Below are 26,237 nucleotides of genomic sequence, written 5' to 3'. Positions count from 1 at the left end.
ACATAATGCTTGTGCTGGTTCACTGTACCGCAGACATTTTTCCGAATGTGAGAAGACACCACCTGGCAGTGGCCGGTTTAGAAGCTTCTGTACAGCGGCGGCAGAAATAACAGTTGTGAACTGACCTTCATTTGGAGTAGTATAGCAATATGGTATTTATTATTGTGAATTAATTCATGTATATATTAAACAAACGAATGGAGAGTTCTGAGAATGAGCAATTTCCGCGACCAAATCATTGCAAGGTATACATTTGAGGATGCAGCAAATGCGGGCAAGGACAGCTCCGGCCATGGACGGGACGGCAAGGCTGCCGGCCGGATCACGCCGGTAATCTCCGAGGTAGGCGGCAGAATGGCTGTAACATTACCGGGAGGGCCCTCGGGCACTTCTTATATCGAGCTTCCATCTGATCTGCTGGGCGAAGTAGGCGATGATTCCGGAATCACGGTTTCCGCCTGGGTCAACTTCGGCAAAGGCAGCAGCGTATGGGAGCGTATCGTTGATTTCGGTACGGAATCCGGACCGATGCTGTTCCTGACCCGTTATTTACGGGCAACCTTGTCGGCAGGCGGCGACCTGCTGGCGGATCCGGGCAAGGGCTTTGCGAGCGGGGAGTGGATGCATATTGCTCTGTCTGTAACCGGTACCAAGGGCGGCACACTGAGCAGCGCAGGTCCTGTGGTATACGTGAACGGCGAGGTGGCGGCCGACGGCTCCATCAGCCAGACCTCCAGCGGTAATTACGCGAAGCTGCGCAAATGGTTTGCAGCGTTTGAGGACAAAGCCAACTTCAGCGGCAACTATATCGGGCATTCGCAGTATCCGGCCGACAGTGATTTCTCCGGCTCCATCTCTGATCTGCAGATTTATAAAGCACCTTTGTCCGCAGATGAGATCATCGAAGTGATGTGCGAATCGCTGACAGACGTAGAAATCGTAAAGCTGGTCAAGGATAAATATGTGTCGCTGCCGACGACCATTGTCACGCAGGATCTGGAGCTCCCGGCTTCGCTGATGGGCGGGAAGGTACAGCTATCCTGGCAGTCGGACCGGCCGGAAGTGCTGGACCACAATGGAAAGGTTCAGAGCATCGTCTCCGCGCAGGCCGTTACGCTTACCGCCGTGCTGACCAAGGGGGAGACTTCCGCCGCGAAAAGCTTCAACCTCTCCGTGCTCCCGCAGGGCGAGCCGCCCTACACGCTGACGATCCATGGCAGCAAGGAGATTCTGGATGTCAGCGAAGTGCTGTACGGATTGTTCTATGAGGATATCAACAATGCGGCCGACGGCGGAATCTATGCCGAGCTGGTACAGAACCGCTCGTTCGAATCGTTCGCCTTCGATACGTATAATCATAACTCCGGCGTCTGCGGCTGCTCTACCGGACGCAACCGTGAGCCGCTGTTTGCCTGGTCCGGCGATACGGACCGGATGACGCCCCGGTTTGAAGGCGGTCTGAACGAATGGTTCGGGCTGGACGACCCGGAGGTCAATTCCTGCTATGTCACAGTGGCAAGCGGAGCGGAGATCCGCAACCGCGGATTTGCCGATACCAACGGGAACTGCGCTATGTCCATCAAGGAAGGGGCGCGGTATGACTTCACGGTCTGGGCCAAGGCCGAAACGGCGGGCACGATTACGCTGCAGCTGCAGGATGCGGAGGGCAAGCCGCTCAGCGGCGCCGTGGCAGTCGGGATTGCCGGCGGCAATGCCTGGAGCAAATACGGCGCTGAATCCCGCATTGAACTGATGGGTTCCGCCACGGCGCTCGGCCAGCTGGTGCTGTCGTTTGACGGCGACATCTCCATCGACATGGTCTCGCTCGTTCCGCAGGAGGTGTGGGGTGCAGGCGAGGAAGCGGGATCGGCCTCTGCGCATGCCAACTACAGCGGCAACCCGAATTACCGGCTGCGCAAGGATCTGGTGCTGGCACTGCAGAACATGCATCCAAAATTCCTGCGTTTTCCCGGCGGCTGTATCTCTGAAGGCTCGTTCATCTGGGAGAATGTCTACGACTGGAAGGATTCCGTCGGACCGGTGGAGCTGCGCAAGGAGAATTACAATGTCTGGGGCTACATGATGACGATGGGCCTGGGCTACATGGAATATTTCCAGCTGGCCGAAGACCTCAATGCCACACCGCTGCCGGTAATGGCTTGCGGGGTGCTCTGTCAGGCCCGTTCGGATTACGCCCACCCGGCGGGAGGCGCGCTGCGCGACTATTACATTAAGAGCTTTACCGATCTGATCGATTTTGCCATCAACACCGACTTTGCCGGTAATGAATGGGCTGCGCTGCGTAAAAATATGGGCCATGCGGCGCCGTTTGATCTGCGCTACCTGGGCGTGGGCAACGAGAACTGGGGCAATGAGTTCTACGCGAATTTTGAGGTCTTCAAGACCTCCATTGATGCCTATATGGAAGAGCATTATCCGGGATATGAGCTGCACATTATTTCTACGGTAGGCGCGCAGGCCGACGATGATGCTTACCAGCTGGGCTGGAAGTTTCTGAGCGGCGGGATGGAGGGCTCGGCGGAGGTTGCTTTTGCAGACGGTCATAACATTATTGAAGAGACTGTAACCTGGTATGAGAACCAGCCGAATTATATGGATACGATTGCCGATGAGCATTATTACCGTTCGAACGATTACCTGCTGAACAATGCGGACCGCTACAATTACTACTACAGAGCCTACAATGCGGATGGAAGCATCGACAGAAAGCAGACCTCCAAGGTATTTGTCGGCGAGTATGCCTCGACGGACAAGAATACGCTGGCGGGGGCGGTTGCTGAAGCAGCGGTGATGACCGGGTTTGAAAATAATGCCGATGTCGTGCTGCTGGCCGCGTATGCGCCGCTCTTCAACAAAGTACTGACCGACGGCACCTACCGCTGGACGCCGGACTGCATCTGGTTCGACGACGAGACGGTCTGGTACACCCCGAACTACTATGTGCAGCAGCTGTATGCCAAATACCTCGGCAGCAAGGTGCTCGCCACCTCCTTCGCCACTTACCGGAACGGCCGGCCGAGTCCGCTGGTTCCGGCAGGGGGGATCGAGATCGCTGCAGGTGAGGCGGAAGTGACCGTGAAACGGGTCAGCGTAGTCTCGAATAAGGACGGGCGCACGCTGCTGGAGCAGGATTTCACGCAAGGGCAGGAGCTGAGCCCGCTCTGGCAGGCGATCCCCGGTTCCGCCGGTTATGAACTCCGCGCAGGGGAAGGGCTGGTTCTGCAGGCGCAGAAGAACGGCCGTAACGGTCTGTATATTCTGGAGGACAGCTGGAGCGATTACAAGGTGGAGGTTGTAGCTTCGCGCGCTGCGGGCCAGGACGGCTTCTATGTGGGCGTAGGACTCACGGACATCTCACCTGAGACGAAGGATGTGCTCGAATACGCCATCGGCTACGGCGGCAGCGCCACCGGCCTGAAGGTGTTCAAGCGGGGCGTGGAGGCGTATACGCTGGGCGACTATTCCTCCAGCACCGCGGCGGGCAATCTGCGGGCGGCGGCTTACGAACCGCTGGAGGAGAACACCGACTATACAATCACCGTGAACTACGGCGGTGAAACGGGAGACCGGCTGGTGTGCTCCTATACGGACGGACAGAAGCAGAGCAAGGTGCTGGATTATAAGCTGGAGGCCTATAATCATGAGGTGTTCCATTCCGTAACCAAGGATGCGGAGCATGTCTATGTGAAGCTGGTTAACCCCGGCAGCGTGGAGAAGGCGACCCGCCTGGGGCTGCAGGAGCTGAGCGTGCAGACTCAGGCGCAGTGGATTACCCTGACGGGAGACGCTTCGCTAGTGAATGTGCCGAATGTAAACAAGAAGAACGATGAGAAGATCGTACCGCAGGAGCGCGAAGTTTCCGTGGACGGCGACTCTTTGGTGCTTTATCTGCCTGCCAACTCGGTAAATATCCTGGTGCTGAAGCTTCAGGCTTAAACAGCTTATCCGCAAAAAGACGGCGTCGCCCCATTTCAGGGCGGCGCCGCCTTTTATTTAATTGGGTTTTATTTGGCGTAGGGATCGATGGTTTGAATCGTACCGTCTTCATCGTACGTCAGCTCGGTGTATTTCACGCAGCGCTTATTATCGGCACCGCCGGAGAGAGAGCTGTCATGGTAGAACAAATACCATTTCTCTTTAAACTGGACGATGGAGTGATGTGTTGTCCAGCCTACCACCGGAGTCAGGATCGTGCCTTGATAAACGAACGGCCCCATGGGGTGATCGCCGATGGCGTACACAATCTTATGGGTGGTACCGGTGGAGTAGGAGAGATAATAGCGGCCGTTGTACTTGTGCACCCAAGGACCTTCAAAATATCTCCGCTCCTCGTCACCGGCGGTCAGGGGATGGCCCTCCGCATCGACAATAGAGATTTCCTGCGGTTCACCTTCGAAGCTCAGCATATCTTCGCTGAGTAACGCCACCCGGGGGCCCAGCGCCGGTTCTGTGCCGGACGGTCCTTCGGCATCCTCTATAAACGCGCCGGTCTGCCATTTCTCCAGCTGGCCGCCCCAGAGGCCGCCGAAGTAGATGTATGCCTTGCCGTCGTCATCGGTGAGAACGGCGGGATCAATGCTGAAGCTGCCGGGAATATACGCCGGTTCAGGCTTGAACGGTCCGGCAGGCGAGGAAGAGGAGGCTACGCCGAGCCGGAAGATGCCGTCATGATCCCGCGCCGGGAAATAGAGATAATAGGTGTTGTTCTTGTAGGCGGCATCGGGCGCCCACATCTGCTGCTTGGCCCAGGGTACATCCTTTACATGCAGCGCTTCGCCGTGATCAACACAGGGTGCGCCTTCTCCTTCAAGGGAGAGAATATGATAATCCTCCATATCGTACTGGTCGCCGTTGTCATTGGAGTCCATCTCGTGATCGAGATCATGAGAAGGGTAGATGTAGATTTTGTCTTCGAATACATGCGCGGAAGGGTCCGCAGTATAAATATGGGTTACGAGCGGCTCACGGGGCTCAGCGGGCTTGGTCACATCGGTTCCTCCTGTAAAAGTTAATCGCTTACAAAGTGATCGTATCAGAAATAGAGATACCGGTGAATCAGCAAAGTATAGTTTCTACCCCACAAACTTTACATGTTGCGGCGGCCTGAATAATTTTTTTTGAAAAAGTATTGCGCTCCTCAGAAATTCATGATATATTATTTCTTGTCCTGCAAAACATGCAGAACTGAAAGATACGCGGTCGTGGCGGAATTGGCAGACGCGCACGGTTCAGGTCCGTGTGGGCTAACCCCCCGTGGAGGTTCGAGTCCTCTCGACCGCATCCTAATGAAGAAAGCTTCTGAAATGCTCATCCGGGCAGCTCAGGAGCTTTTTTTAGTATATCCCCGTTCGCCAAAGGGTCACGATCACCCTGTCGCCGTCTCTGGTCCGCGGAGAAATCCGGTAAATATCGTGAACTTCCTTGACTTCTGCACCTCATGTGTTAGAATAGCGGGGCCCTAAATTCTACTATAAAGAAGTGAACTTATGCTAGAGCCCAAGGTGAACGTGAAGCAAGGACGCCTGCTCCTGGACAAATATTTTTCCGGACAGACGATGGATTACCGCCAGATGATTGCGCTGTTTATTCCGCTGCTGGTGGATCAGGCTTTTGTAGTCGGCCTTAATCTCGTGAACACGGCAATGATCAGCTCGTCCGGCGTGGCGGCGGTCAGTGCGGTGAATATGATTGATTCGCTGAATATTTTTCTGATCAGCGTGTTTATTGCAATTTCAACCGGCGGCACGGTAGTGGTCGCCCAATATAAAGGCAGCGGCAACGATCTGATGGTCTCCAAGGCCACCGCAGGTGCCGTCTCTTCGGTCTCCTTAATTGCCGCTGCCATTGGTTTGTTCGGCATCGTCCTGCACGGGCCGCTGCTTAACCTGCTGTTCGGCGCGGCGTCGCCGGAGGTCATGGATTATGCCCGGACGTATCTGATCGGCAGCAGCTTTTCTTTTCTCGGCATCGCTGTAGTGGAGGCCGTCTGCGGCGCGCTGCGCGGCATCGGGAGAACCCGGGTGTCCCTCATCCTCTCGCTGATTATGAATCTGGTCTATGTCCTGCTGAATTTCGTCTTTATCAACGGACTGGACATGAGTGTGTTCGGCATGACGCTATCGGTCAATATTTCACGCTATCTGGCGGCCGCCTGTGCACTGATCTACCTGTTCCGGATGGACAGCAGCCTTCAAGTGAAGCTGCGCGATCTGCTGGCCCTCAACTGGAGCATGCTCAAGCGGATATTGTCGATAGGCCTGCCTTTTGCGGCGGAGCAAATGTTCTTTAACGGCGGCAAAATTCTGACGCAGATCTTTATCGTCAGTCTCGGCACCTATGCCATCGCCACGAACGCCATTTGCTCATCGCTTGCCGGCGTGATGCAGATCCCCGCCAACGCCTTGTCCCTGACGCTGATTACTGTCGTCGGCCAGTGTATGGGCAGCGGAAATGTGCAGGATGCGCGCAAGTTCGTCAAATCGTATATATGGCTGTCGAGCCTGTCCTTTGTAGTCATGGCGGTGCTCATTCTGCCGCTGTTCCATCCGCTCGTCTCCCTGTTCCACCCGCCGAATGAGATCATCAAGGATATCTTCATCGTCTTCCTGATCAATACCATTGCCCAAATTCCGCTGTGGTCAGTCAGCTTCATTACGCCGTCGGCGCTGCGGGCGGCCGGGGATTCCAAATACACCTCGATGGTCTCCATGCTGTCGATGTGGCTGTTCCGGGTGGTGCTCGGCTATCTGCTGGGGATTCAATTCGGTATGGGCATTGTCGGGGTATGGCTGGCGATGAACTGTGAATGGGGCGTGCGCGGATTCATCTTCCTGCGGCGTTTCCTTGGAGAGAAATGGACACTGCATAAAGTAATCTAGGCATTATGCAGAGCCGGATGTTATGTTTATGTGCTCCTTTCCCGCTTTATTGGGGTAAACTTTTTAGCTGTAGCAGGGCCGCTTTCGGCAGAAGGCGGTCTTTTTGCGTTCCATTTTTCCAGATTATCGGAATAACTTCTGTCCGGCGAATGCGCCAAATGGCTTTGGCGGAGGATATTTCCTTTTCTTCAAAGGTTTGATCCGTCCAATTACCCCAATTTACAGCGAAAACCCTTCAGATTATAGTAAGTAAAAAAATTGGCCCAAGCATTAGGCAGCCATTCATTTTATTAATCAATTTATTTAATGGAGGAATCTGATGAAGCTCAGAACAATGAACCGCTTTTTTTCCGGCACCGTCGCAAGCGGGCTCCTGGTGTCCTCGCTGCTGGCTCCCGCCGTATACGCGGCTCCGTCCGCAGCCGGCACCGTCTCGGCCGCAGAGGCCGAAGCCATCCTGGCAGGGTTGACCCCCGCACAAAGACAGGCTCTGGAGCAGCTTAGCGCCAGTACGGGGCCGGTCATCTCGCCTGATGTCAACACAAGCAGCGGCGAACTCGTCGATGTGATCATCCAGTTTAAGCCTGAACCGGCCGCAGTAGCGGCACTGAAGAACACATCTTCTTTGCGGACGTTCTCCCTGGTCTCTGCAGAAGAGCAGGTGGAGCAGTCCCACCGGGATTTCAAAGCTTTTGTAAACAAGCTGGGGATGAATCGCAGCGTATCGGCCTATGATGCGTCGCAAATTTCGATTACGCGGGAATACCGCGAGGCTTTTAACGGCGTGGCCGTCACCCTTCCGGGGACAGCCGTGCAGACTCTCGCCCAGTCGGGTCTGGTCAAGAAGATCTGGAATGATACCAAGGTAGAACTCCCGCACGATACCATTGTGCCGACTGATCTTACCGCTGACAGTGAAGTGCCCGATGAGACTGCCGGGGAGGAAGCTGCCGGCTTCCAGCCGTTCATGATGGACAGTGTACCGTTTATCGGAGTGGACAAGCTGCAGGCAGAAGGCATTACCGGTGAAGGAATCAAGGTAGGGGTGCTGGACACGGGGATTGATTACAATCATCCCGACTTAACCGGCGTCTACAAGGGATACCGTGAGACCGAGGGCGAAGACCCGGCAGCGGTTGATCCGGCTACCGTCAAGGGCTGGGATTTCATCGACAACGATGCCGATCCGATGGAAACTACATATGACGATTGGGTTGCAGCCGGCAGTCCGGTATCGGAATCGGAATATTTCACTGCCCACGGCACGCATGTATCCGGCACGATTGCCGGCCAGCACGCCAATAATGTGGATTATGCCGTCAAAGGGGTAGCGCCCGGCGTAGAGCTGTACTCCTACCGCGTGCTCGGCCCTTACGGCTCGGGAGCGAACAGCGGAATTATTGCCGCGATCGACAAGGCGGTAGAGGATGGAATGGATGTGATCAACCTGTCGCTGGGCTCGCAGCTGAATGATCCGCTGGATCCGACCTCCATCGCCATCAACAACGCGATGCTGGCCGGCGTCGTCAGCGTCATTGCCGCCGGCAATGACGGTCCGAAGGCAGGGACGCTCGGCACGCCGGGCGCCAGCGCGCTTGGAATTACCATCGGCGCTTCCAGTGTGCCGATCGAGATTCCTTCGGTGACGGCTGCGGTATACGATGCGGCCGCCGCTCCGGTGGCTGCAGCGGCAGAGCCCGCAGCCGAGAAGACAGCGACCGTGACGGATACGGTCTACCATCCGCTGACGATGAAGCTGTTCGGCGAAGAGTTCAATTATGAGCCCAGCAGCCTGGTTGGCGCAGAGATGGAAATCGTCTATGCGGGACTCGGCAAGGCCGACGATTTCAAGAAGCTTAATGTTGCCGGCAAGGTCGCGCTCATCGAGCGCGGGGAGATCGGCCTCAACGTCAAGATCAAGAATGCCGCCAAAGCGGGTGCGGCAGCTGCAATCATCTATAACAATACCACCGGTTATATTGATAATTATTTGGGCGAGGCTGCCGGATTCATTCCGACCTTCCAGATCCAGCAGGCGGACGGAAAGCTGCTGCGGCAGCTGGCGAAGCCGTATATCAGCTTCAAGACCGTAGAGGATGAGCTGTCCGCCGGCGATACGCTGGCCGACTTTAGCTCGCGCGGACCGGTCTCCGGTACCGACGACATCAAGCCTGACCTTGTGGCTCCCGGTGTGGCAGTGTTCTCTACCTATCCGGTTTATATGAACGATCCTAAGAACCAGAGCAATTATGATATCGCCTATACACGTATGTCGGGGACTTCGATGGCGACTCCGCATGTAGCCGGCATCGCCGCACTGATCCTGCAGGCCCATCCGGAATATACGCCGTTCGATGTCAAGGCTGCGCTGATGAATACAAGCGTCGACTTGACCCAGAATTATTCCATCTATGAGGTCGGTGCCGGACGGGTCGATGCCTACCGCGCAGTCTACGCGGACACGGCCGTTAAGGTACTGGATACCACGCTCAGCGTGGCCGACAATGAATATGTGGAGATCGGCAACATTACCGGCTCCCTGAATTACGGAAGCGTATATACAGAGGAAGGGGAAATCGCATCCGCCAGCAAAACGCTTGAGCTCGATAACCGCAGCGACAGCGACAATACTTACCATCTGGAGCTGGAATTCCTTCAGGACGCTCCGATTACGTTAAGCGTTAATGAGGTAACTGTATCTGCTAATTCCAGTGCAACAGTCGATGCCGAGCTGCTGGTGAGCGATCAGGTGCCGAACGGAACCTATGAAGGCTATATCCATGTGACCAATACGGCAGATGCTGCAGACCGTTACCAGCTGCCGCTGCTGATCCGGGTCACGGACCAGGGGATCGGTTACTTTGAAATGGACCCTCCGGCCATCTCGAATAACTATGTGATGCATTCGTATTCCAACTGGGTGACAACCGCCTTCTTCTCCCTGAAGAGCCCGATGGAGACCATGGATTTCTATCTCAAAGACTATAAAACAGGAGAAGTGCTCGGTTACCTGGGGGCAATGAATGCCTCGGGCATTACGCCAGGCAAGGAGATGTATCTGTTCAATATCTTTAAAGGATATGTCTATCCGTTTACGGAGGATGGGGGCATCTCCAGTGTGACCCGCTTCGTGAAAGAAGGCGCCTATACGATTGAGGTGCTGAGCAGAGATTCGGAGGGTCTTCTCTACCATCAGAGCTCTCCGATGACGCTGGTAGACAATACATCGCCTGAGCTTTCGCTGACGACCAAGAATGCTGCCGGTGAGTCCTCTCCGGTTACGTCTTCGATCATTGAAGTGGACGACTCGCTCTTCACAACGGAAACGTTTGAAGGCAAAGAGGTATCCGCGATTTGGGTACACGGCAACATCAACGATAATAGTATTGAGAAGCTGCAACAAGCCGGTTACTCCTATGACCAGGGTGACAATACCATAGCTTATTATGAATATGGCAGCCCGTTCATGGCGGGTTACCTTGAAGCCGATGCCGACGGGAATTTCCTTTACGGCATTACGAAAGAAGAATATGCAGCAGAGCCTTATGAGCTGCGTCTCTTCGGCTGGGATATGGCCACGGTAGGAACAACTTGGCTGGACAATAAATTTGCCTATGTGAAGCCGGACACCACCTATGCGGTTACTGAACTGGACAAGGCGTCGGTGAAGGTAGGCGACACCTTCACGGCTACAATTACCATGAACAACCTTAAGGCATTTACCGGAGCCGAATTTATGCTTCAGGATATTACCGGTGTCTTCAAGCTTGAATCCATTGCCGCTGCGGACGAACTCCAGGCACTGGCGAAGGAGCAGGGAGCCACGGTAGCTGTGAATCGTGAGGAAATCAATGAGGCTTTCAGCACGGTGAAGGTAAATCTGGAAGGGGAAGACCTGGCAGGGATCGACGGCGATGTACCGTTCCTTACATTGAAATACAAGGTGGACAGCGATGCCTACTATAATAAGGTTGCCAATGTTCAGGTGTTAGATCTCTTTGTAACCCAGGCGGGATCGGAGGAGCCGGTATATACTCCGGCATATAATTTCGATTATATGGATTTTGGCTCCCAGACATCACGGTTCTATGGATATGTAGGTCCGGAGGCTTTCATGGTTAACGGAGAATTCCTGGAGTTCGGCAAGGATTACAGCAAAATGAATTTCAAAGTATATGCCGAGACGGAATCCGGAAAGAAATATGAGGCAGCTATTGACAAGAACGCCCAATATAACCTCAAATCAATTCCTGTTACAGATGAGTTATTTAAACTGACCTTCAAGGCACCGGGTCACACCTCCCTCAGTGTATCCAGCTATGCTTACAAGGTGGAGAACGGCAAGCTGATCGGCATGCAGCAGCTGTTGTCCATGAACGGCGCGCTGGCCGGTGATGTCAACGGTGATGAAATCATTGATATCAACGACCTGAAGCAGGCGGGACTGGCTTATCAGACCAGCGATTCCAAGTCTGATATTAATCAGGACGGAGTTGTCGATGATACGGATATCGGATTCATCGTGAAGAACTTCCTGGCGCTGGGCCAGAACGCCGCTGTAGATGCGGTTGCCCAGGACAACATCGCCGGCGTTGGACTGGATGAGATGCTGGAGCAGATCAAGAACGGCACATTGAACGGCGGCACTGATAACGGTAGCGGCACCGACAATGGCACCGATAATGGCACCGACAATGGCAATAGCGGCAACACAGGCAGCACAGGAAATACGGGCAGCGGAGTAACCGGCGGCACAGCTGCAGCTGCCGAACAGACGGTATCGGCTGCAGAGCTGGCCACTGCCGTTAACGGTACAGTGACGCTTGACGGCAAGGCAGGCGTTCCGCTGAAGCTGCCGGCCAATGCCGGAGAACTGCTCAAGGGCAATGCCCTTGCTGTTCGGGCAGACGGTGCAGCGGTAACCCTTCCGGCGGAAGTACTGCAGGCTCTTGCCGCACAGGCCAATGATCAGAACCAGGGCAATATCTACCTGAACATTGCTGCCAAAGCAGCAACACCTAAATCGGGAGAAATGGGTGTGGCCCTGACGGCAGGCGGCGTGTATGATTTCAAGCTGTCCTACAAGAAGGCGGACGGTCAAGAAACGCAGCTTGCGAAATTCCCGGCTGATGTGCAGATTACGTTGTCCTACAGCGGGGAGCTGAACGCCGGACTGCTGGGCGTATACTACCTGAACGAGCAAACCTCTGCCTGGGAGTATGCAGGCGGTAAGGTGAACGAAGCACAGCATACCGTAACCGCGGGCGTCGGCCATTTCAGCACTTACGGTGTACTGGCCTACGACAAGAGCTTTACGGATCTGGCGGCATCGCATTGGGCTTCAGACGCTGTAAAATCATTGTCCGCGAAGCACATCGTCACCGGCCAATCGGAAACGCAGTTTGCCCCGAATGCCAAAACGACGCGTGCGGAATTCGTAACAATGATTGTACGGGCGCTGGGACTGGATACAGCCGCACAGACGGCCGCTCCATTTGCTGATGTACCGGCAAACGCCTGGTATGCAGATGAAGTAGCTGCGGCACATGCAGCCGGACTGGTGAACGGAATTACAGCGGCAGCCTTTGCGCCGAACCAGAGCATTACGCGCGAAGAGATGGCTGTAATCGCGGTGAAGGCTTATGAGTATGCCACGGCCAAGCAAGCCGCTGCACCGGTCAATGGCCAGGAGTACAAGGACCAGACGTCCATCTCTTCCTGGGCGGCGGAAAGTATCGGCGAGGCGGCAGGCCTTGGCCTCATGTCCGGGCATGCGAGCGGCCTGTTCGCTCCGCAGGCGGCGGCAAGCCGCGCTGAAACGGCGCAGACTATCTACAATCTGCTGACTGTGGCAGGCCGATAGTTTGGCGGGAAACCAATAGAATTGCATAAGGCATAAGCCGGGAGGATATCCGCTGTAGGGGCGGGTATCTCCCGGTTTTTTAATAAGCTGAGGTGCTGTAAAGAATTATTCCACTAACTGACTCTTGGATCATTTAAACTCCGTTGTATAATAAAGAGAGCTAACCGCTTGATTTCAATGGAAAAGAGGCCGGGAGAATGACTGAGGGGAAGATCATCAAACACTACCGGGAGAAACAACAGCTAACCCAACGGGAGCTCGGTCAGGGCATTTGCTCCGTAACTCATTTAAGCAAAATAGAGCGGGGCATCACGGAGTACTCGCCGGAAATTACCGATTTATTGTGCGAGCGGCTTCAGATTAATATGACAACAGAAGTAGAACGCTTCCGTGAGACCCAGCGCCTGCTTAACGAATGGCATAACGCTATGGTCATGCAGCGGACGCAGGAAGCGGAGAGCCTTAAACGGCAAATCGAGCAGGAAGCGCTCAGGGATCTGCCGGATTATAAAATTCCGTTCTCATTGCTGCTGATCCGCCATCACCTCTATAATAATGACCTGAAACCTGCTTACAAGCTGCTCAAAGAATTTCAGAAGGAGGATTACGCTTCCCTGTATGTGCGCAATTATTACCGGCATCTGGAGGGAATTTATTATTTTCTGTCAGGGATGTTCCTGGATTGTATCCGTGTACTGACTGACATTGACGAGTCCGAATATACGGAGCAGGAATACTTTTATCATCTGGCCCTGGCCTATCACTCGATCCATTCCAATATGATTTCTTATTATTATGCCGAAAAAGCGCTGCAATACTTCCATAGAACACTTAATCTGATCCGGGTGATCGATACCGAGACGCTGATGCTGATCCAGCTTAGCGTCAATGAACCGCATTATTTTGCCATTGCCAAGCAATCCTATGAGAATCTGATCAAAGCCTGCGATCTTTGCGGATCCATGGACCGTAAGTATAAGCTGCTGCATAATCTGGCCTATGAGCATATGCGCCGCGGGCTGTACGGTGAAGCGGCCGGTCTTTTCGGGCAGGTGATGGAGCTGGTGAACGGGCCGGATCATCCGTTTTACCTGACTGTACTGGATTGCTACATTACATCCTGTGCCAAGGCCGGAACGCTGCCGGTATCCGATTTGCTGGCCATGACCTATCAGGGGCTGACCCTTGCACATGAGCGGAAAGATAAGCGGGAGGTGAACTTTAATCTGCTGATGCTGTCGCTGAAGGAGGATTGGAAGCCCTATTACCGCTACATTGAAGAGGAAGCGCTCCCGTATTTCCGCAGCGCCGGGGATACGTATACCATTGAAAGATATGAGCGCAAGCTGCTCAAGCATTATCTGGAGACCGGGGATCAGGGCAAGGCGCTGGAAATCTCGCTCAGCATAATCGGAGGGGTAAGCAGCGGACTGGAGGATTACTGAGCAGCGGGGTGTAGATTGCGGTGCCGCTCCCTGTCAGAACATACTAACCTCTGCACACAGATAAGGCTGCCGATGTCATCGGCAGCCTTATCTGTGCTTAACGGGTATTTCCGTTTCCGTTCCACTGCTGGTCGCCCGACAAATATTTCTCGGTCAGGACGGACAACAGTTCAATGCCGACCTCGTTCTCCCCACCCTCGGGGATAATCAGATCGGCGTATTTCTTCGACGGCTCGATGAACGCTTCGTGCATAGGCTTCACCGTCGTCAGGTATTGCGTGTGGATCGAACGGATCGTCCGGCCGCGCTCCTCGATGTCGCGCAGTACCCGGCGGAGAATCCGCACGTCCGGGTCGGTATCGACAAACACCTTGATGTGCAGCTGACCGCGCAGCTGCTCGTCGGAGAGGACATGCAGCCCCTCGACAATGACAATATTGTTCGGCTTCAGCTCTACCGTCCGGTCTGTGAAGCGGGCATGAACCGTGAAGTCATAGACCGGGGCGAAGGCGGTTTGTCCCGACTTCAGGCATTCGAGATGCTCGATGAGCAGCTCATTGTCGAAGGCCAGCGGATGGTCGTAATTGATCGCACTGCGTTCCTCCATGCTGAGGCTCGAATGATCCTTGTAGTAATTATCCTGCGAAATGAACGTCACCTTGTCGCCCGTTCCCAGACGCTCAATGACGGAGCGTGCTACTGTTGTCTTACCAGAACCGGTCCCGCCGGCTATACCAATTATAAGCATGGCTTTGTTATAAACCTCCCTGAGCAATTGCCTTAGCAATTCCAATATTGTAGCACAGCGTTTCACATATTTCACCTTGCTTCGGCGGAATAAAACGTGAACATTCACAAAAAAGCGCATTTTGTCTAATAATGATATAATTTTTATGTTTCGGCCCGGATATTCGGGCTGTAGAAGGGAGCGGGCGAGCGAATGAGTGAAACGAAGTCATTACAGGAAGCCTTTCAAGAGGCGCCGGTCAAGCTGGCCGGGCACGGACCGCGGAATGCGGCGGTGCTGCAGGCGGCCTTTGCCGCGGTGGACAGCGGTATGGAGAGCGATATGTATGGAGCGGGGGCGGTCATTGAGGACTTCCAGGAGGAAATGGCGGAGCTGCTGGGTACAGAGGCGGCAGTCTTCTTCCCGAGCGGCACGATGGCCCAGCAGATCGCGCTGCGGATCTGGTCCGACCGCATGAATCTGCAGGCGGTCGCGTATCATCCGCTGTGCCATCTGGAGATTCATGAGCAGGACGGCCTGAAGGAGCTGCATCATCTGAAGCCGCTGCTGTTGGCGGATGAGGAGCGGCTGATCACGCTGGAGGATGTCAAGAGCATCGCTGAGCCGATCGCCTGTCTGCTGCTGGAGCTGCCGCAGCGCGAGATCGGCGGCCAGCTGCCGGAGTATGCGGAGCTGGAGGCGATAGCTGCGTACTGCCGCGTGCAGAATATCCGGCTGCATCTCGACGGCGCCAGACTGCTGGAGGTGCTGCCGTACTACGGGAAGACGGCTGCCGAGGTCTGCAGCCTGTTCGACAGCGTGTATATCTCCGTCTACAAAGGGATCGGCGGCATTGCCGGCGCGGTGCTGGCCGGCGGCAGGGACTTCACGGAGGAAGCGAAGATCTGGAAGCGGCGGCACGGCGGCGATCTGATCAGCCTGTATCCGTACATCATCCCTGCACGCTATTATTACCGTCAGCGGGCAGAGAAGATGGGATTGTATTATGAGCAGGCTAAGGATCTGGCGGCCATGTTTAACGGCTGCCATAAGGTATCCACGCTGCCGGAGGCGCCGGTCTCGAATATGTTCCATGTCTATTTCGGAGTGGACCGCGAGCGGCTGGAGCCGCTGCTGGTCCGTTTCTACGAAGAGACCGGCGTTGGCCTGACGGCGCGGCTGAAAGAGCGGAGCGGGGGACGCTGCTCTTATGAGGTGAGCATCGGCGACCTCTACGGTACACTTTCGCAGGCGGAGATTCAAGCGGCGTTCCGGCGGCTGGATGAATTGATGCGGCAGATTGGATAAGGCTGCGGGTCCCGGGAAGACGAAGGGACGGGAAGATGGCAAGACGGCAAGACGGGAAAGACGGAAGATGGAAAGATGCGTAGAAAAGAAGAGACACCTGAGGGGTGTCTTTTTTTGACATGAATATTATGCGGAGTACGGCTGCCAGGTTAGCCATAGCGAAGAATACACTCGCCGCTCGCTAAGATAATTGCCTCCGGTAGCCTTTTGGGAGGAAATAGGTGTACATAGTGCAACTAACGCGGCCGCGGCAAAATAAAATCGGCCCTTTGAGTTGCAAGTGGCCGATGGAGTCTACTCAGAGTAGTACAGGTTACCGGTTCAGCAGCGCCCGGACGAAGGAAACACGCAGCAGCTGTTTTTTCATCAGCTTGGTGCGGAACTGGCGTTTCAGCCGGCTGTAGGCTTGTGGAGAATGCTCACTGGCCCAGCCGTACATAAATTTAAAATCGGCATGATCCTTGGCCGAGTTCATCAGGTAATAGGAGATGGTGTCGTATACATTATGGTTGAACCATTCGTGCATTTCCGCCTTGCTGTAGCCGAAGCGTTCGATGGCCATGTTGCGGATCAGCCGTTTCTCCTCAAGGTTCTCAATCAGGAAGGACTGGCTCAGGTTAAATGTAATGTTGTTGCCGTGAATCCGGTATACACCGGCAATCGTGTCGATGAATCCGGCATCGCCGATCAGCAGCGCCCGCAGGTAAATCGAAGCGTCGTTGACCATATTCATATTGAGAATATCCATCGCCATCAGCGCTTCGCGCTTAAATACTGTCGTCAGCGTGGAGGCCGGCTTCGGATAGCCTTTCTGTTCGAAGTTGCGGAAGTAATCCTGCTTCGGGATGAGGCCCGGTAGCTCCAGACTGGACGGAGTGAGCCGGCCGGATGCGGAATATTCCATGAAGACATTGGCGGCGACAAAAGAAATCTCCGGATGATGCAGGTGGAAATTCACCGCTTTGCGGAAGTAACTGCGGTCGATCAGGTAATCATCGTCATCGAGAAAAAGAATATATTCCCCGTCGCCATGCGCCGCAAACGCCCGCCGCCGGTTATTTCCGGGACCACTGTTCCGCTCGCTCGGCATGAAGATCACCCTCGGCTCCCCGCCGAATACCTCCTTCATCATGGCTGCTGTACCGTCGCTGGAGCAGTCGTCGATGACCGTGACTTCCGTGTGCGGGTAATCCTGGCGCAGGATGCTGTCGACCGCCTGACGCAGGAACTCTTTGCGGTTGTACGTCGTGATAATGACGCTTACCTTCGGGTAATCGGCAGGGTCGGCGGAGTGAGGCAGCAGGGTGCTGCGGGTCTCCGTGAGGCTCCGCAAGGCAGGCAGCCTCTCCTGCAGACCGGTCATGCTGCCGGGGTCAATTTCGAACTGCTGCGAGAGATAGAACTGGAGGGCATCCGCTGAAGCCCGGCCGTTTATATAGGCGGCGATGACGCCGGTCAGGTTGCCCAGGGCTTCCCGTACGGAGGGGTCCGTTTCGGCGCCGCTCCGTTCCCTGGCCCGGCGCACCAGCTCCTCGCCGGATATACGTCCGGCGGGGGACTGCTCCAGATCGCTGCTCAGCTGCTGCAAAAGCCGGTTCCCGGCTTGGTATAACTCCCCGCGGTCCATAATCAGTCCTCCTTAAAGTTTTGTGAGCATAGGCTTCTTGAGCTATCGTCGTGACAAAACTTGCATCGTAAGCATCGGTTTAGTTTTGTGAGCATAGGCTTCTTGAGCTATCGTCGTGACAAAACTTGCATCGTAAGCATGGGCTTAGTTGTTGAGCAAATGCTTGGCTCATCGCCCTATCCTTCCATCCTCCGCAGACTTTAGTTAGATAATCGCCACTTAATTCTGCCAAAGTCTCGAATACAGGAGGGTTAGTTGGATAACCGCCACCTAATTCTACGTATATGGGGCATCTTGAGCAGAACTCCAAGGATTAGTTGGCGAATATCCACTTAGATCTCCGAAAAGTCTGATAAAACATAAATTAGTTTGCGAATATCCACTTAGCTTCACTGCGGCAGCCACAATTTCTATGGGGAGCAAACGGTGGAGCAGAACTAGTTAGTTTGCGAATATCCACTTAGCTTCACTGCGGCAGCCACAATTTCTATGGGGAGCAAACGGTGGAGCAGAACTAGTTAGTTTGCGAATATCCACTTAGCTTCACTGCGGCAGCCACAATTTCTATGGGTAGCAAACGGTGGAGCAGAACTAATTAGTTGGTGATTATCCACTTAGCTTCACTGCGGCAGCCACAATTTCTATGGGGAGCAAACGGTGGAGCAGAACTAGTTAGTTAGCGAATATCCACTTAGCTTCACTGCGGCAGCCACAATTTCTATGGGGAGCAAACGGTGGAGCAGAACTAGTTAGTTAGCGATTATCCACTAGCAGCCCTGTGGCGGCCCATTTTCCCATGAATCAGACGGGACACCGCCACAGTTACGGCCAGCCGGCCTATACTGCAATTATCCGCCTTGCGTCTGGCTGGCCGACACCTTGCGCCGGCCCGGTCGCAGCTTGTCGCGGAAGCGCCGCGAGTAGTTCCAGGCGTACAGGAACACCTCGCGTTCCATCAGCGAACCGACGGTGTAGTAGATCGGCAGCACGATGATGCCAAGCACGGCCGCCCAGATCAGGACACCCGCGTACGAGCTGATGTGCAGATCCAGCAGGTTCGTCAGCAGCACCACGGCGGTGAAGATGACCACGTTGATCAGCCAGCGCCGGAAGGTCACCCAGGAGCTGCGTCCAAGCAGTTCCTTGTTGGCGTACACGACAATGTCGATGGTCCGGTATAGCAGGGCAGCGATGGAGCCCATCAGCACGCCGTAGATCCCGAAGAAGCTGACGAACAGGATGGAAGCGCCGATGTTGATGACCGATTCCAGTATCGAACGGAACTGCGTATTGCGGAAATGTCCGGCAATCGTAATCAGATTGTTGGAGGACGTCCGTGCGTTGGTCAGCAGCTTGACGATGACGAACAGCAGCGGCAGCCAGTAATCAATGTAGTTCACATCGTTGACCCCGGCGGTGTACAGCTCCATGAACGGCAGGATGACGATATAGACCACGGTCAGAATGGAGAAGATCAGGCCCATGAAGTAAATTTCATACGCATCATAGAACTTCACGAAGGTATTCCTGTCGCCATGGTAGCTCTGTCCCAGCGCCGATTTGACGCTGCCGTTGACCGTCTGGACGATATTGTCCACAATCGTAAAAATCATTTTGTACATCACGAAGATGCTGACCACCTTCAGGTTGGTGAAGATCGTCAGAATCAGCACGTCGGTGTTGCGGAAGACCAGGTAGGAGATTTCATGCACGAGTACCGAATTTTTTTGCGAAATCGCGGCGAAATCCGGCTTCAGACTGAGATCCATCCACTTGTAGTTCCGCTTCATATAAATATAGAACGCCACGATCTGCAGCACCGTCAGCACGAAGAAGGACGCCTGTACGGCAATGATGTCCACCCCCTGCATCAGCAGGTAGATGCGCACCACGTTGTTGAGAATGTTGGCGATGGTGACAATGGTCGTCTCGACATAGCTTTTGCCTTCGGCGATCAGCAGGACCCGGAATTTGCCCTGAAAATAATAGTTGATCGCCCCGCCCATCCCCGTAAAGAGGATGATGACCATGATGCTCAGCTTGTCGATCTCCGAGCTCACGACGAACGGATAGATGACAGCGAGCAGCAGTACGGCGAAGAAGTAGTAGATGCCCGTCTTTTTAAAATAGCTGGAGGTTGCCGCCAGAATCGAGTTGATCTGCCCGCGGTCGTTCGTGGACACCGGCTTGTAGAGCGCCTGCAGCGACGCTGCACCGACCCCCGCCTCCAGCAGGGCCAGATAGCTGATGATCTGCCCGATGGAGGAGATCAGGCCGTTGGCCTCCGAGCCGTAGTTGACCATAATCAGCCGGGGGATGAAGAAGCCGAGGATGATCGTAATGACCTGGCTGACCAGGCCGAAGCCCAGGTTAAGCATGCTCCGCTTAGCTTTCATAGCTGCGTCTCCCTTCCAGCAGCGGTTGCGGCGTCAGATAGGCGTCGAGCTGCTCGAAATGCTTGAGCGCCTGATTGGACTTGCGCGTCACATCGAGGCGGCCCGTTTCCATAGCGGCAAAGACCCGCTCGGGGGTAAGATCGGCCAGACGGGGGAAGTCGGTATAGTCTCCGGCAAAATAAGCGTCCTCCATCACGTTGACCATTTTTTTACTGTAGGCGATAGGGAACACGGGCTTCTCCAGCACCCAGCCCAAGATCATCGCGTGGAAGCGGGAGGCGACGATGAAGCTTGCACCGGCGAGCGAGGAGAGCATTTCGTCGATATTGGTCTTGTACATGATGGCATGCAGCCGTGCCTGAAATTCTCCCGGAATCCGCTCCAGAATCCGGCCAATCGCCTCCTGGTCGCCTTCGTGCTGGCAGAACGAGAGAAAATGCACGTCATAGCCCTGACGGATGAAATGAATTGCAACATCTTTCATTTTTTCATAATACAGATCGTCAAAACCGTTCAGATTCTTGGAGGAGGGCTTAATCACCGAAATGGCGATATAGCGCCCGTTCGCTCCGGGGGAGGCCGCAGCGGCAACCGTATCATCCACCTTCAGCCCGAAAATAATATCCGGCGCCATCCGCACGTTGCCCAGATCCTTGAACAAATCGTAGGAATACTGCTCCCTGAAGGAGACATCGGTATATTCCGGAAAAATCCGCCGGTACGTCTGCGCATACTCCGGGTCGGTGAAGGGGCCGAAGTTGGCACCCATTAAATAATACGGCTTGCTCTTGTTGCGCAGCTCCTCCTGTTCGGCTACGTACGCCTTCCAGTGCTCGCCCTGCATAAAGATGGAACCGCCGATATGCACCGTACCGTCCGACTGCTCACTGAGGAACCGCTGCAGGAAACGGTTATGCAGCTTCAGCTTGCGGAAGATGAGGTTGATGCCCCGGAACCAGACCGCATCGGAGGGGATGACCTTGAGGTTAGGCAGATTCCGGAAGACTGTCCTGTATTCCCGGGGGGCTATGGTGAAGAAGCGGGTCTCCGGGTAGCGCTCGCACAGCACCTTGATAAACAAGTCATCGCCGAGGTTGAATTCGGTATAAGCGTTGATCATCATCTTCTTCATATCTTGAGTTCCTTTCTGGCGATAACGGATTTGAGCCTTTGCTTGGATTGAATCCAGCCGTGGTCGAGCTTAATCAGGCGCTGATAGAGCACAGGCGACAGCAGAAAAGCCTTGATCTGTACGGCGAGCTGCCGGTCCTCCCCCGCATAGTCCTTCATGATTCCCCGCATTTCCTGATTGAGGCCGGGATAAGCCTGGTCGATGTCCTGCAGCAGGTCTTGAATCCGGCCGGTGGAAGCACCGTTCAGGCAGGTCTTCAAATTGTAGAAATAATTCTCCGTCAGCTCCCGCCCGAGCAGCAGCTGCGAAATGGTATCCATTCCGGCAAAAGGATGGGCCCGGAAGTATTCGGCGGTCCGCTTGAAGGCGGCGGCCACGTCGAACTTGGCCACATTGTAAGTGCCGGTAATGGACGAGGTGCGCTGGACATAGAAAGAGAGCACCTCGGGGACAGCGATGACCCGGGACGCCTGGCTGAGCGCTTTATAAATGAACTCCTGATCTTCACCGTTCACACAGCGCTCGGTATAGCGGATGCCGTGCGTGAGCAGGAAGCTGCGGCGGAAGGCGATGCTTCCGGTCCAGATTCTCAGCCGCCGGTGCACGAAGATATCGGCCAGCGCGTCGCTGCCGCTGCCGTCGCCGCCCTCCGGCGCGAAGCTGACAATCGTGCTGCCGTCCTCGCGGACGAGATTATAGCCCCAGCAGAAGATATCGGGCTCCGTTCCCAGGGTATGGGTGATGATGCTTTCCGTCAGCCGCTCCGAGGCGTAATCATCCCCGTCCAGAAACAGCACATAGTCGCCTTCCGCTGCGCTAAGGCCGGTGTTCCGGGCGGCGCTTACCCCGCCGTTCGCCGTACGGATCAGCCTGCCGCGCAAAGCGGGATGCTGTGCCATAAATTCCTGCACCACCTCACCGGTCCGGTCCGCGGAGCCGTCGTCCACGAGCACCACCTCGAACCGCTGGTCGCTTTGGCGCAGGAGTGATTCCAGCAGCGGCGTGATATACCGTTCTAAATTGTACATGGGAACCACAATGCTCAGTTTCATGCGGCCACTCCCTCCTCTCCACGTAATCCCGGCTTAACCGGCGGTTTGTCTGAAGACAAGCTCTTTGAGCCCTTTTTTGTAGCCGTTGATCGCCGCGGTATTCTTCTTCGGCTGCTCGCGGAGCATCAGATACAGCGTCGTCCAGATGAGCGCGAGATACCCGATGGGGCCGGAGCGTTTGTGCTTGAGCAGATGGACGTGGTTCTGGACGCGCATATAAGCGACATTCTCCAGATTGTCCCGGGAAGCCGGCGATTCGTGATGCAGCAGTTTAAGTTCGGGATTGATATAGAGGGGACCGGAACGGCCCGCAATGCGGGACAGGAATAAATCTTCGCCGACGCTGTAGCTCTTCAGCCAGGAGACGGGTTCCAGCCCCGCGATGGCGGCGGTCTTAAACGACATGTTGCAGCCGTGCTGGAATTCCGTCTTGAAGATCTTCTTCGCTTTGTGCCAGTTATACATCGAGCCGGCCTGCCCGCTCAGCGAGAGCCTGCCGTGCGATAAGGATTGCTGGAAGGACAGCAGGCAGCGGATTGTGCCGAGGAAGCTATTGCGCATGCCGATCGCGACGCCGCCGACGCCGGCGCAATCCGGATGGTCATCGTAGGTCTTGACCAGCGTGGACAGATAATGATCGGGAAGCTCGACATCGTCGTCGAGGAAGAGGATCTTGTCCATGGAGGACAGCTCCACCGCCTTGATACGGGACATCCAGAGTCCCCGATCAGTTGTCTTCTTGTAGTAGATGAGGGGGTAGCCGCAGCTGCGCAGCCGTGCATCGAAGCCGGCGAGGTTCCCTTCCGGGAGGTCCCCGTCGTCGACAATAATCACTTCTATAGGATACATCCGGCCGATGCTCTGATTGGTAATCGAATGAATGCACCGTGTCAGGTCCTGTACCCGGTTTCTGGTGCAGATTGCCACTGACAATCCTTGCATATACTCCACACTCCCTATCCAAGTCTCCCGGTCTATCCCTATATATTGCCCTGGGATTATAAGCTAACTTAAGCTTACTCTTGGAAGAGAAAGGTTGTATATACTACTTTAGTTTACTTGTTGCATACCAATTAGTTGAACGAGACGGTTAACCTTGCGGCATGTGAAGCTCCCGGCGCAAGCGTAATAATCCCCTCTTTGTCGTGCAGTTCCCCGGCAAAATCCTCGCCGTCCGCCACACCGTGCCACGGCTCGATGCACACAAACGGGGCGTCCTTCGGCTGCCAGATGCCGAGGTCGGGAAAGCCCTCGAAGGACACGCTCACGCTGCGTTCACTCTGCGCGCTCTTCAGAATGATCCGGCGGGAACGGACATTACGGAAGACAAGGGCACCGGCATAGAACATCTCATGATTCAGCGGCAGTGTGTCTGTGTCCCCAAGCAGCGGCTCGGACTTGCCGGCGATAATCAGGCCCGCATCGGTAAGGAACAGCCGTTCCAGCGGCTCCGCTTCCCCGAATTCCAGCACATAGTCGCTGAAGCTGCCTTGCCCGTCTGGCGGGCAGTTGAAGGCGGGATGCGTGCCAAGCTGGAAATGGATCTCCTGATTGTCGGGATTCTCGACCCGGTAGGCAATTTCCAATGTACTGCCCGTAAGCGTGTAAGTAAGGTATAAACTGAATTTGTATGGATAGGCGGCCAGTGTCTTGTCGTCTTGTGTAAGGCGGAAGACGGCATGGATATCATCGCTTTCTACAAGGGTGAACTCACTGCGTCTGGCGAAGCCGTGGTTCCCGATGGAATAAGCTTGTCCATCCACCTGGATGGCTCCGTTCCGCGCCGCCCCGATGATCGGGAACAGCACCGGCGAACGGCCGGTCCAGTAGGCGGCGTCCCCGCTCCACATATATTCCGTGCCGTTGTCCTTCCGTTTGAAGCTGATGAGCTCCGCTCCAAGCGAGCTGATCTCAGCCTGGGCCACAGCATTGTGCAGTATAGTATTCATATCCTCGTTCTCCCTTCGATTATGGTGGTTCTGCGACATATTGTAGCAGACTTGGTGCCGGAGATTGTAACAGAACGTGAACCGGAGGCAAAAATAATTATTACAGACTGTCAAATGAAAAAATTGCCGGATCGGATGACAATATAAAGATAGCTAAGATCACATGAATGATTGCTGATCATGACATGACTATAACCAAAGCGGAGGGGGAAGTTCAGATGCAGCTGAAGCAGCTTTATGTCAACGGTGAGCGTTTGAAGGCGACCATCGAGACATTTGCGGATTATGGCCGTACGGAGAAGAATGGGGTTACCCGCCTGTCGCTGTCGGAGCAGGATGTGCAGGTACGGAATTATTTCCGTGCCTGCTGTGAAGAGCTGGGCATGAACGTAACGGTGGACGATATGGGCAGCATGTACGCAACGCTGGCCGGAAGCACAGACGGTCCGCCCGTTGTCATCGGCTCGCATCTGGATACGGTCAAGAAGGGCGGCCGGTTCGACGGCGTACTGGGCGTTATTGCCGGGCTTGAGGTTGTGCGGACGCTGGTGGACCATGGAATTACACCCCGTCTCCCGGTGACGGTGATGAACTTCACCAATGAAGAGGGCGCCCGCTTTGAGCCTTCCATGATGGCTTCCGGTGTATTGTCCGGCAGATTCGATAAGACGGAAATGTTGAAGAAGCAGGACCCGGAAGGGATAACCTTCGCCGAAGCGCTGGAAGCCAGCGGCTTTGCCGGGGAGGCCGCGAACCGGATTGCGGAAGCAACGGCCTATCTGGAGCTGCATATCGAGCAGGGACCGGTGCTGGAGAGGGAAGGCGTCGCCATTGGCCTGGTGGATTGCGTCGTGGGCATGGCCTGTTATGAGGTTGAAGTAACCGGTGAGTCGGATCATGCCGGTACGACGCCGATGGATATGCGCAGGGACGCGCTGTTCGCGGCCACCGAGCTGATTGCGGAGCTGCGCCGTAAGCTGGGGGCGCTGGACCCGGAGCTGGTGTATACGATGGGCCGGCTGAACGTGCAGCCGAACATTCACACTGTCATTCCGAACAAAGTCATTTTCACTGTTGAAGCCAGACATAAGGACATGGATATTGTCCGCGAAGTAGAGGCCATTATAACGTCGCTGCCGGAGGAAGTGCTGGACTGTGCGGTGTCCAAGACCAAGCTGTGGGGCCGCGATACGGTGTGGTTTGATCCGCATGTGTGCGGACTGGTTGAACAGGCTGCGGCGGTGCTGGGCTATTCCGGCAAGAAGATGGCCAGCGGCGCGGGGCATGACGCCCAGTTCGTCGCCGGATTCCTTCCGTCGGCCATGATCTTCGTGCCGAGCGTAAACGGCAAGAGCCATTGCGAAGAGGAGCTGACCTCGTACGAAGACTGCGAGAAGGGTGTAAATGTCGTGCTGGAGACAGTGCTGTCACTGTTGTCCGGTTGACCTGTTGTCCTGTTGCAGGGTAAGCAGAATACGTAGAATACGCGATCTACACTATCCCGACACAACCGCCGCTGGTTTTGGGTATCCGGTGGGCGCCGGGGAGTGGAGGAAGCGGGGAGTCGTAACTAGTGCGTTGACCAAGCCAAATCTAAGGAAGGTATACGCCGGCATCCCCATTCTTACTCGCGAGTTAGATGGTGCATAGCCGCAATTTGATGCGGTCAAGGCATTAGTTTGATTTTCGCCACTTAAAAGTGGTGCAGTCCGCCGTATTGAGTTAAGAAAGTGGATTGTAACCACTAGCGTTGCATAAAAGCTGACATTAGCCAAATGGTATAAATTAACTGTCCATAAATAGAAAAAACTCTATTGTAAGAAGGTAGGCACGTTGTCC

Annotated in this window: 14 protein-coding genes and 1 tRNA gene; 7 read left to right on the top strand and 8 right to left on the bottom strand. The window is 55.0% G+C overall.

Translation table 11 applies throughout. The annotated features are described in order from the left end of the window. Positions 1–213: 213 nt before the first annotated feature. A complete protein-coding gene (locus F1381_RS25635) occupies positions 214–3,957 on the top strand; it encodes an alpha-L-arabinofuranosidase C-terminal domain-containing protein (protein WP_151737677.1) in 3,744 nt (1,247 codons plus the stop codon). Positions 3,958–4,025: 68 nt separating this feature from the next. Here F1381_RS25635 and F1381_RS25630 read toward each other — a convergent pair whose 3' ends face one another. Next, entirely contained in the window at positions 4,026–5,009 is a 984-nt protein-coding gene (locus tag F1381_RS25630) for a glycoside hydrolase family 43 protein (RefSeq protein WP_151737676.1), read from the bottom strand. A gap of 207 nt (positions 5,010–5,216) precedes the next feature. Between F1381_RS25630 and F1381_RS25625 the strand changes: the two genes are divergently transcribed. The 4 genes from F1381_RS25625 to F1381_RS25610 all read left to right on the top strand — a co-directional run bounded on the left by F1381_RS25625 (position 5,217) and on the right by F1381_RS25610 (position 14,207). After that, positions 5,217–5,301 (top strand) — tRNA-Leu (locus tag F1381_RS25625). 206 nt (positions 5,302–5,507) lie between these two features. Then, the gene (locus F1381_RS25620) at positions 5,508–6,899 is read left to right on the top strand and encodes an MATE family efflux transporter (protein WP_151737675.1); all 1,392 of its coding nucleotides are present in this window, start codon (positions 5,508–5,510) and stop codon (positions 6,897–6,899) included. A gap of 319 nt (positions 6,900–7,218) precedes the next feature. Further along, positions 7,219–12,762 (top strand): S8 family serine peptidase, encoded by a 5,544-nt coding sequence (locus F1381_RS25615; protein ID WP_151737674.1) that lies wholly within the window; start codon positions 7,219–7,221, stop codon positions 12,760–12,762. Between the two features lie 197 nt (positions 12,763–12,959). Next, positions 12,960–14,207 carry a helix-turn-helix domain-containing protein gene (locus F1381_RS25610; protein ID WP_151737673.1) on the top strand — a complete coding sequence of 416 codons (1,248 nt, stop codon included), beginning with the start codon at positions 12,960–12,962 and terminating at the stop codon, positions 14,205–14,207. 97 nt (positions 14,208–14,304) lie between these two features. On the opposite strand, the gene udk is transcribed toward F1381_RS25610, so the two are convergent. Beyond that, complete coding sequence (gene udk / locus F1381_RS25605) at positions 14,305–14,955, bottom strand: uridine kinase (RefSeq protein ID WP_151737672.1); 651 nt, start codon at positions 14,953–14,955, stop codon at positions 14,305–14,307. Positions 14,956–15,147: 192 nt separating this feature from the next. On the opposite strand from udk, the gene F1381_RS25600 reads away from it, so the two are divergent. Continuing rightward, positions 15,148–16,242: a threonine aldolase family protein gene (locus F1381_RS25600; RefSeq protein ID WP_151737671.1), complete on the top strand. Its 1,095-nt coding sequence runs from the start codon at positions 15,148–15,150 to the stop codon at positions 16,240–16,242. A 313-nt stretch (positions 16,243–16,555) separates the two neighbouring features. On the opposite strand, the gene F1381_RS25595 is transcribed toward F1381_RS25600, so the two are convergent. From F1381_RS25595 to F1381_RS25570, 6 genes are all read right to left on the bottom strand, one after another. Next, the gene (locus tag F1381_RS25595) at positions 16,556–17,869 is read right to left on the bottom strand and encodes a glycosyltransferase family 2 protein (RefSeq protein ID WP_151737670.1); all 1,314 of its coding nucleotides are present in this window, start codon (positions 17,867–17,869) and stop codon (positions 16,556–16,558) included. An 848-nt stretch (positions 17,870–18,717) separates the two neighbouring features. Beyond that, positions 18,718–20,265 (bottom strand): lipopolysaccharide biosynthesis protein, encoded by a 1,548-nt coding sequence (locus tag F1381_RS25590; protein WP_151737669.1) that lies wholly within the window; start codon positions 20,263–20,265, stop codon positions 18,718–18,720. Further along, positions 20,255–21,397 (bottom strand): polysaccharide pyruvyl transferase family protein, encoded by a 1,143-nt coding sequence (locus F1381_RS25585; protein ID WP_151737668.1) that lies wholly within the window; start codon positions 21,395–21,397, stop codon positions 20,255–20,257. The genes F1381_RS25590 and F1381_RS25585 overlap by 11 nt, the downstream gene beginning before the upstream one ends. Beyond that, a complete protein-coding gene (locus F1381_RS25580; protein WP_151737667.1) occupies positions 21,394–22,449 on the bottom strand; it encodes a glycosyltransferase family 2 protein in 1,056 nt (351 codons plus the stop codon). The genes F1381_RS25585 and F1381_RS25580 overlap by 4 nt, the downstream gene beginning before the upstream one ends. Before the next feature lie 33 nt (positions 22,450–22,482). After that, on the bottom strand, positions 22,483–23,391 hold the full coding sequence (locus F1381_RS25575; protein ID WP_151737666.1) for a glycosyltransferase family A protein: 909 nt from the start codon (positions 23,389–23,391) through the stop codon (positions 22,483–22,485). Between the two features lie 131 nt (positions 23,392–23,522). Beyond that, a complete protein-coding gene (locus F1381_RS25570) occupies positions 23,523–24,398 on the bottom strand; it encodes an aldose 1-epimerase family protein (RefSeq protein ID WP_151737665.1) in 876 nt (291 codons plus the stop codon). A 218-nt stretch (positions 24,399–24,616) separates the two neighbouring features. Between F1381_RS25570 and F1381_RS25565 the strand changes: the two genes are divergently transcribed. Then, a complete protein-coding gene (locus tag F1381_RS25565) occupies positions 24,617–25,843 on the top strand; it encodes a Zn-dependent hydrolase (protein ID WP_151737664.1) in 1,227 nt (408 codons plus the stop codon). Positions 25,844–26,237 lie beyond the last annotated feature (394 nt).

Origin of the sequence: Paenibacillus tengchongensis (assembly GCF_008973665.1) — a bacterium.
Lineage (GTDB): Bacteria > Bacillota > Bacilli > Paenibacillales > Paenibacillaceae > Paenibacillus_AQ > Paenibacillus_AQ tengchongensis.
The sequence above is the reverse complement of the archived record's forward strand: the minus strand, read 5'-3'. Positions and strand labels throughout refer to the sequence as shown.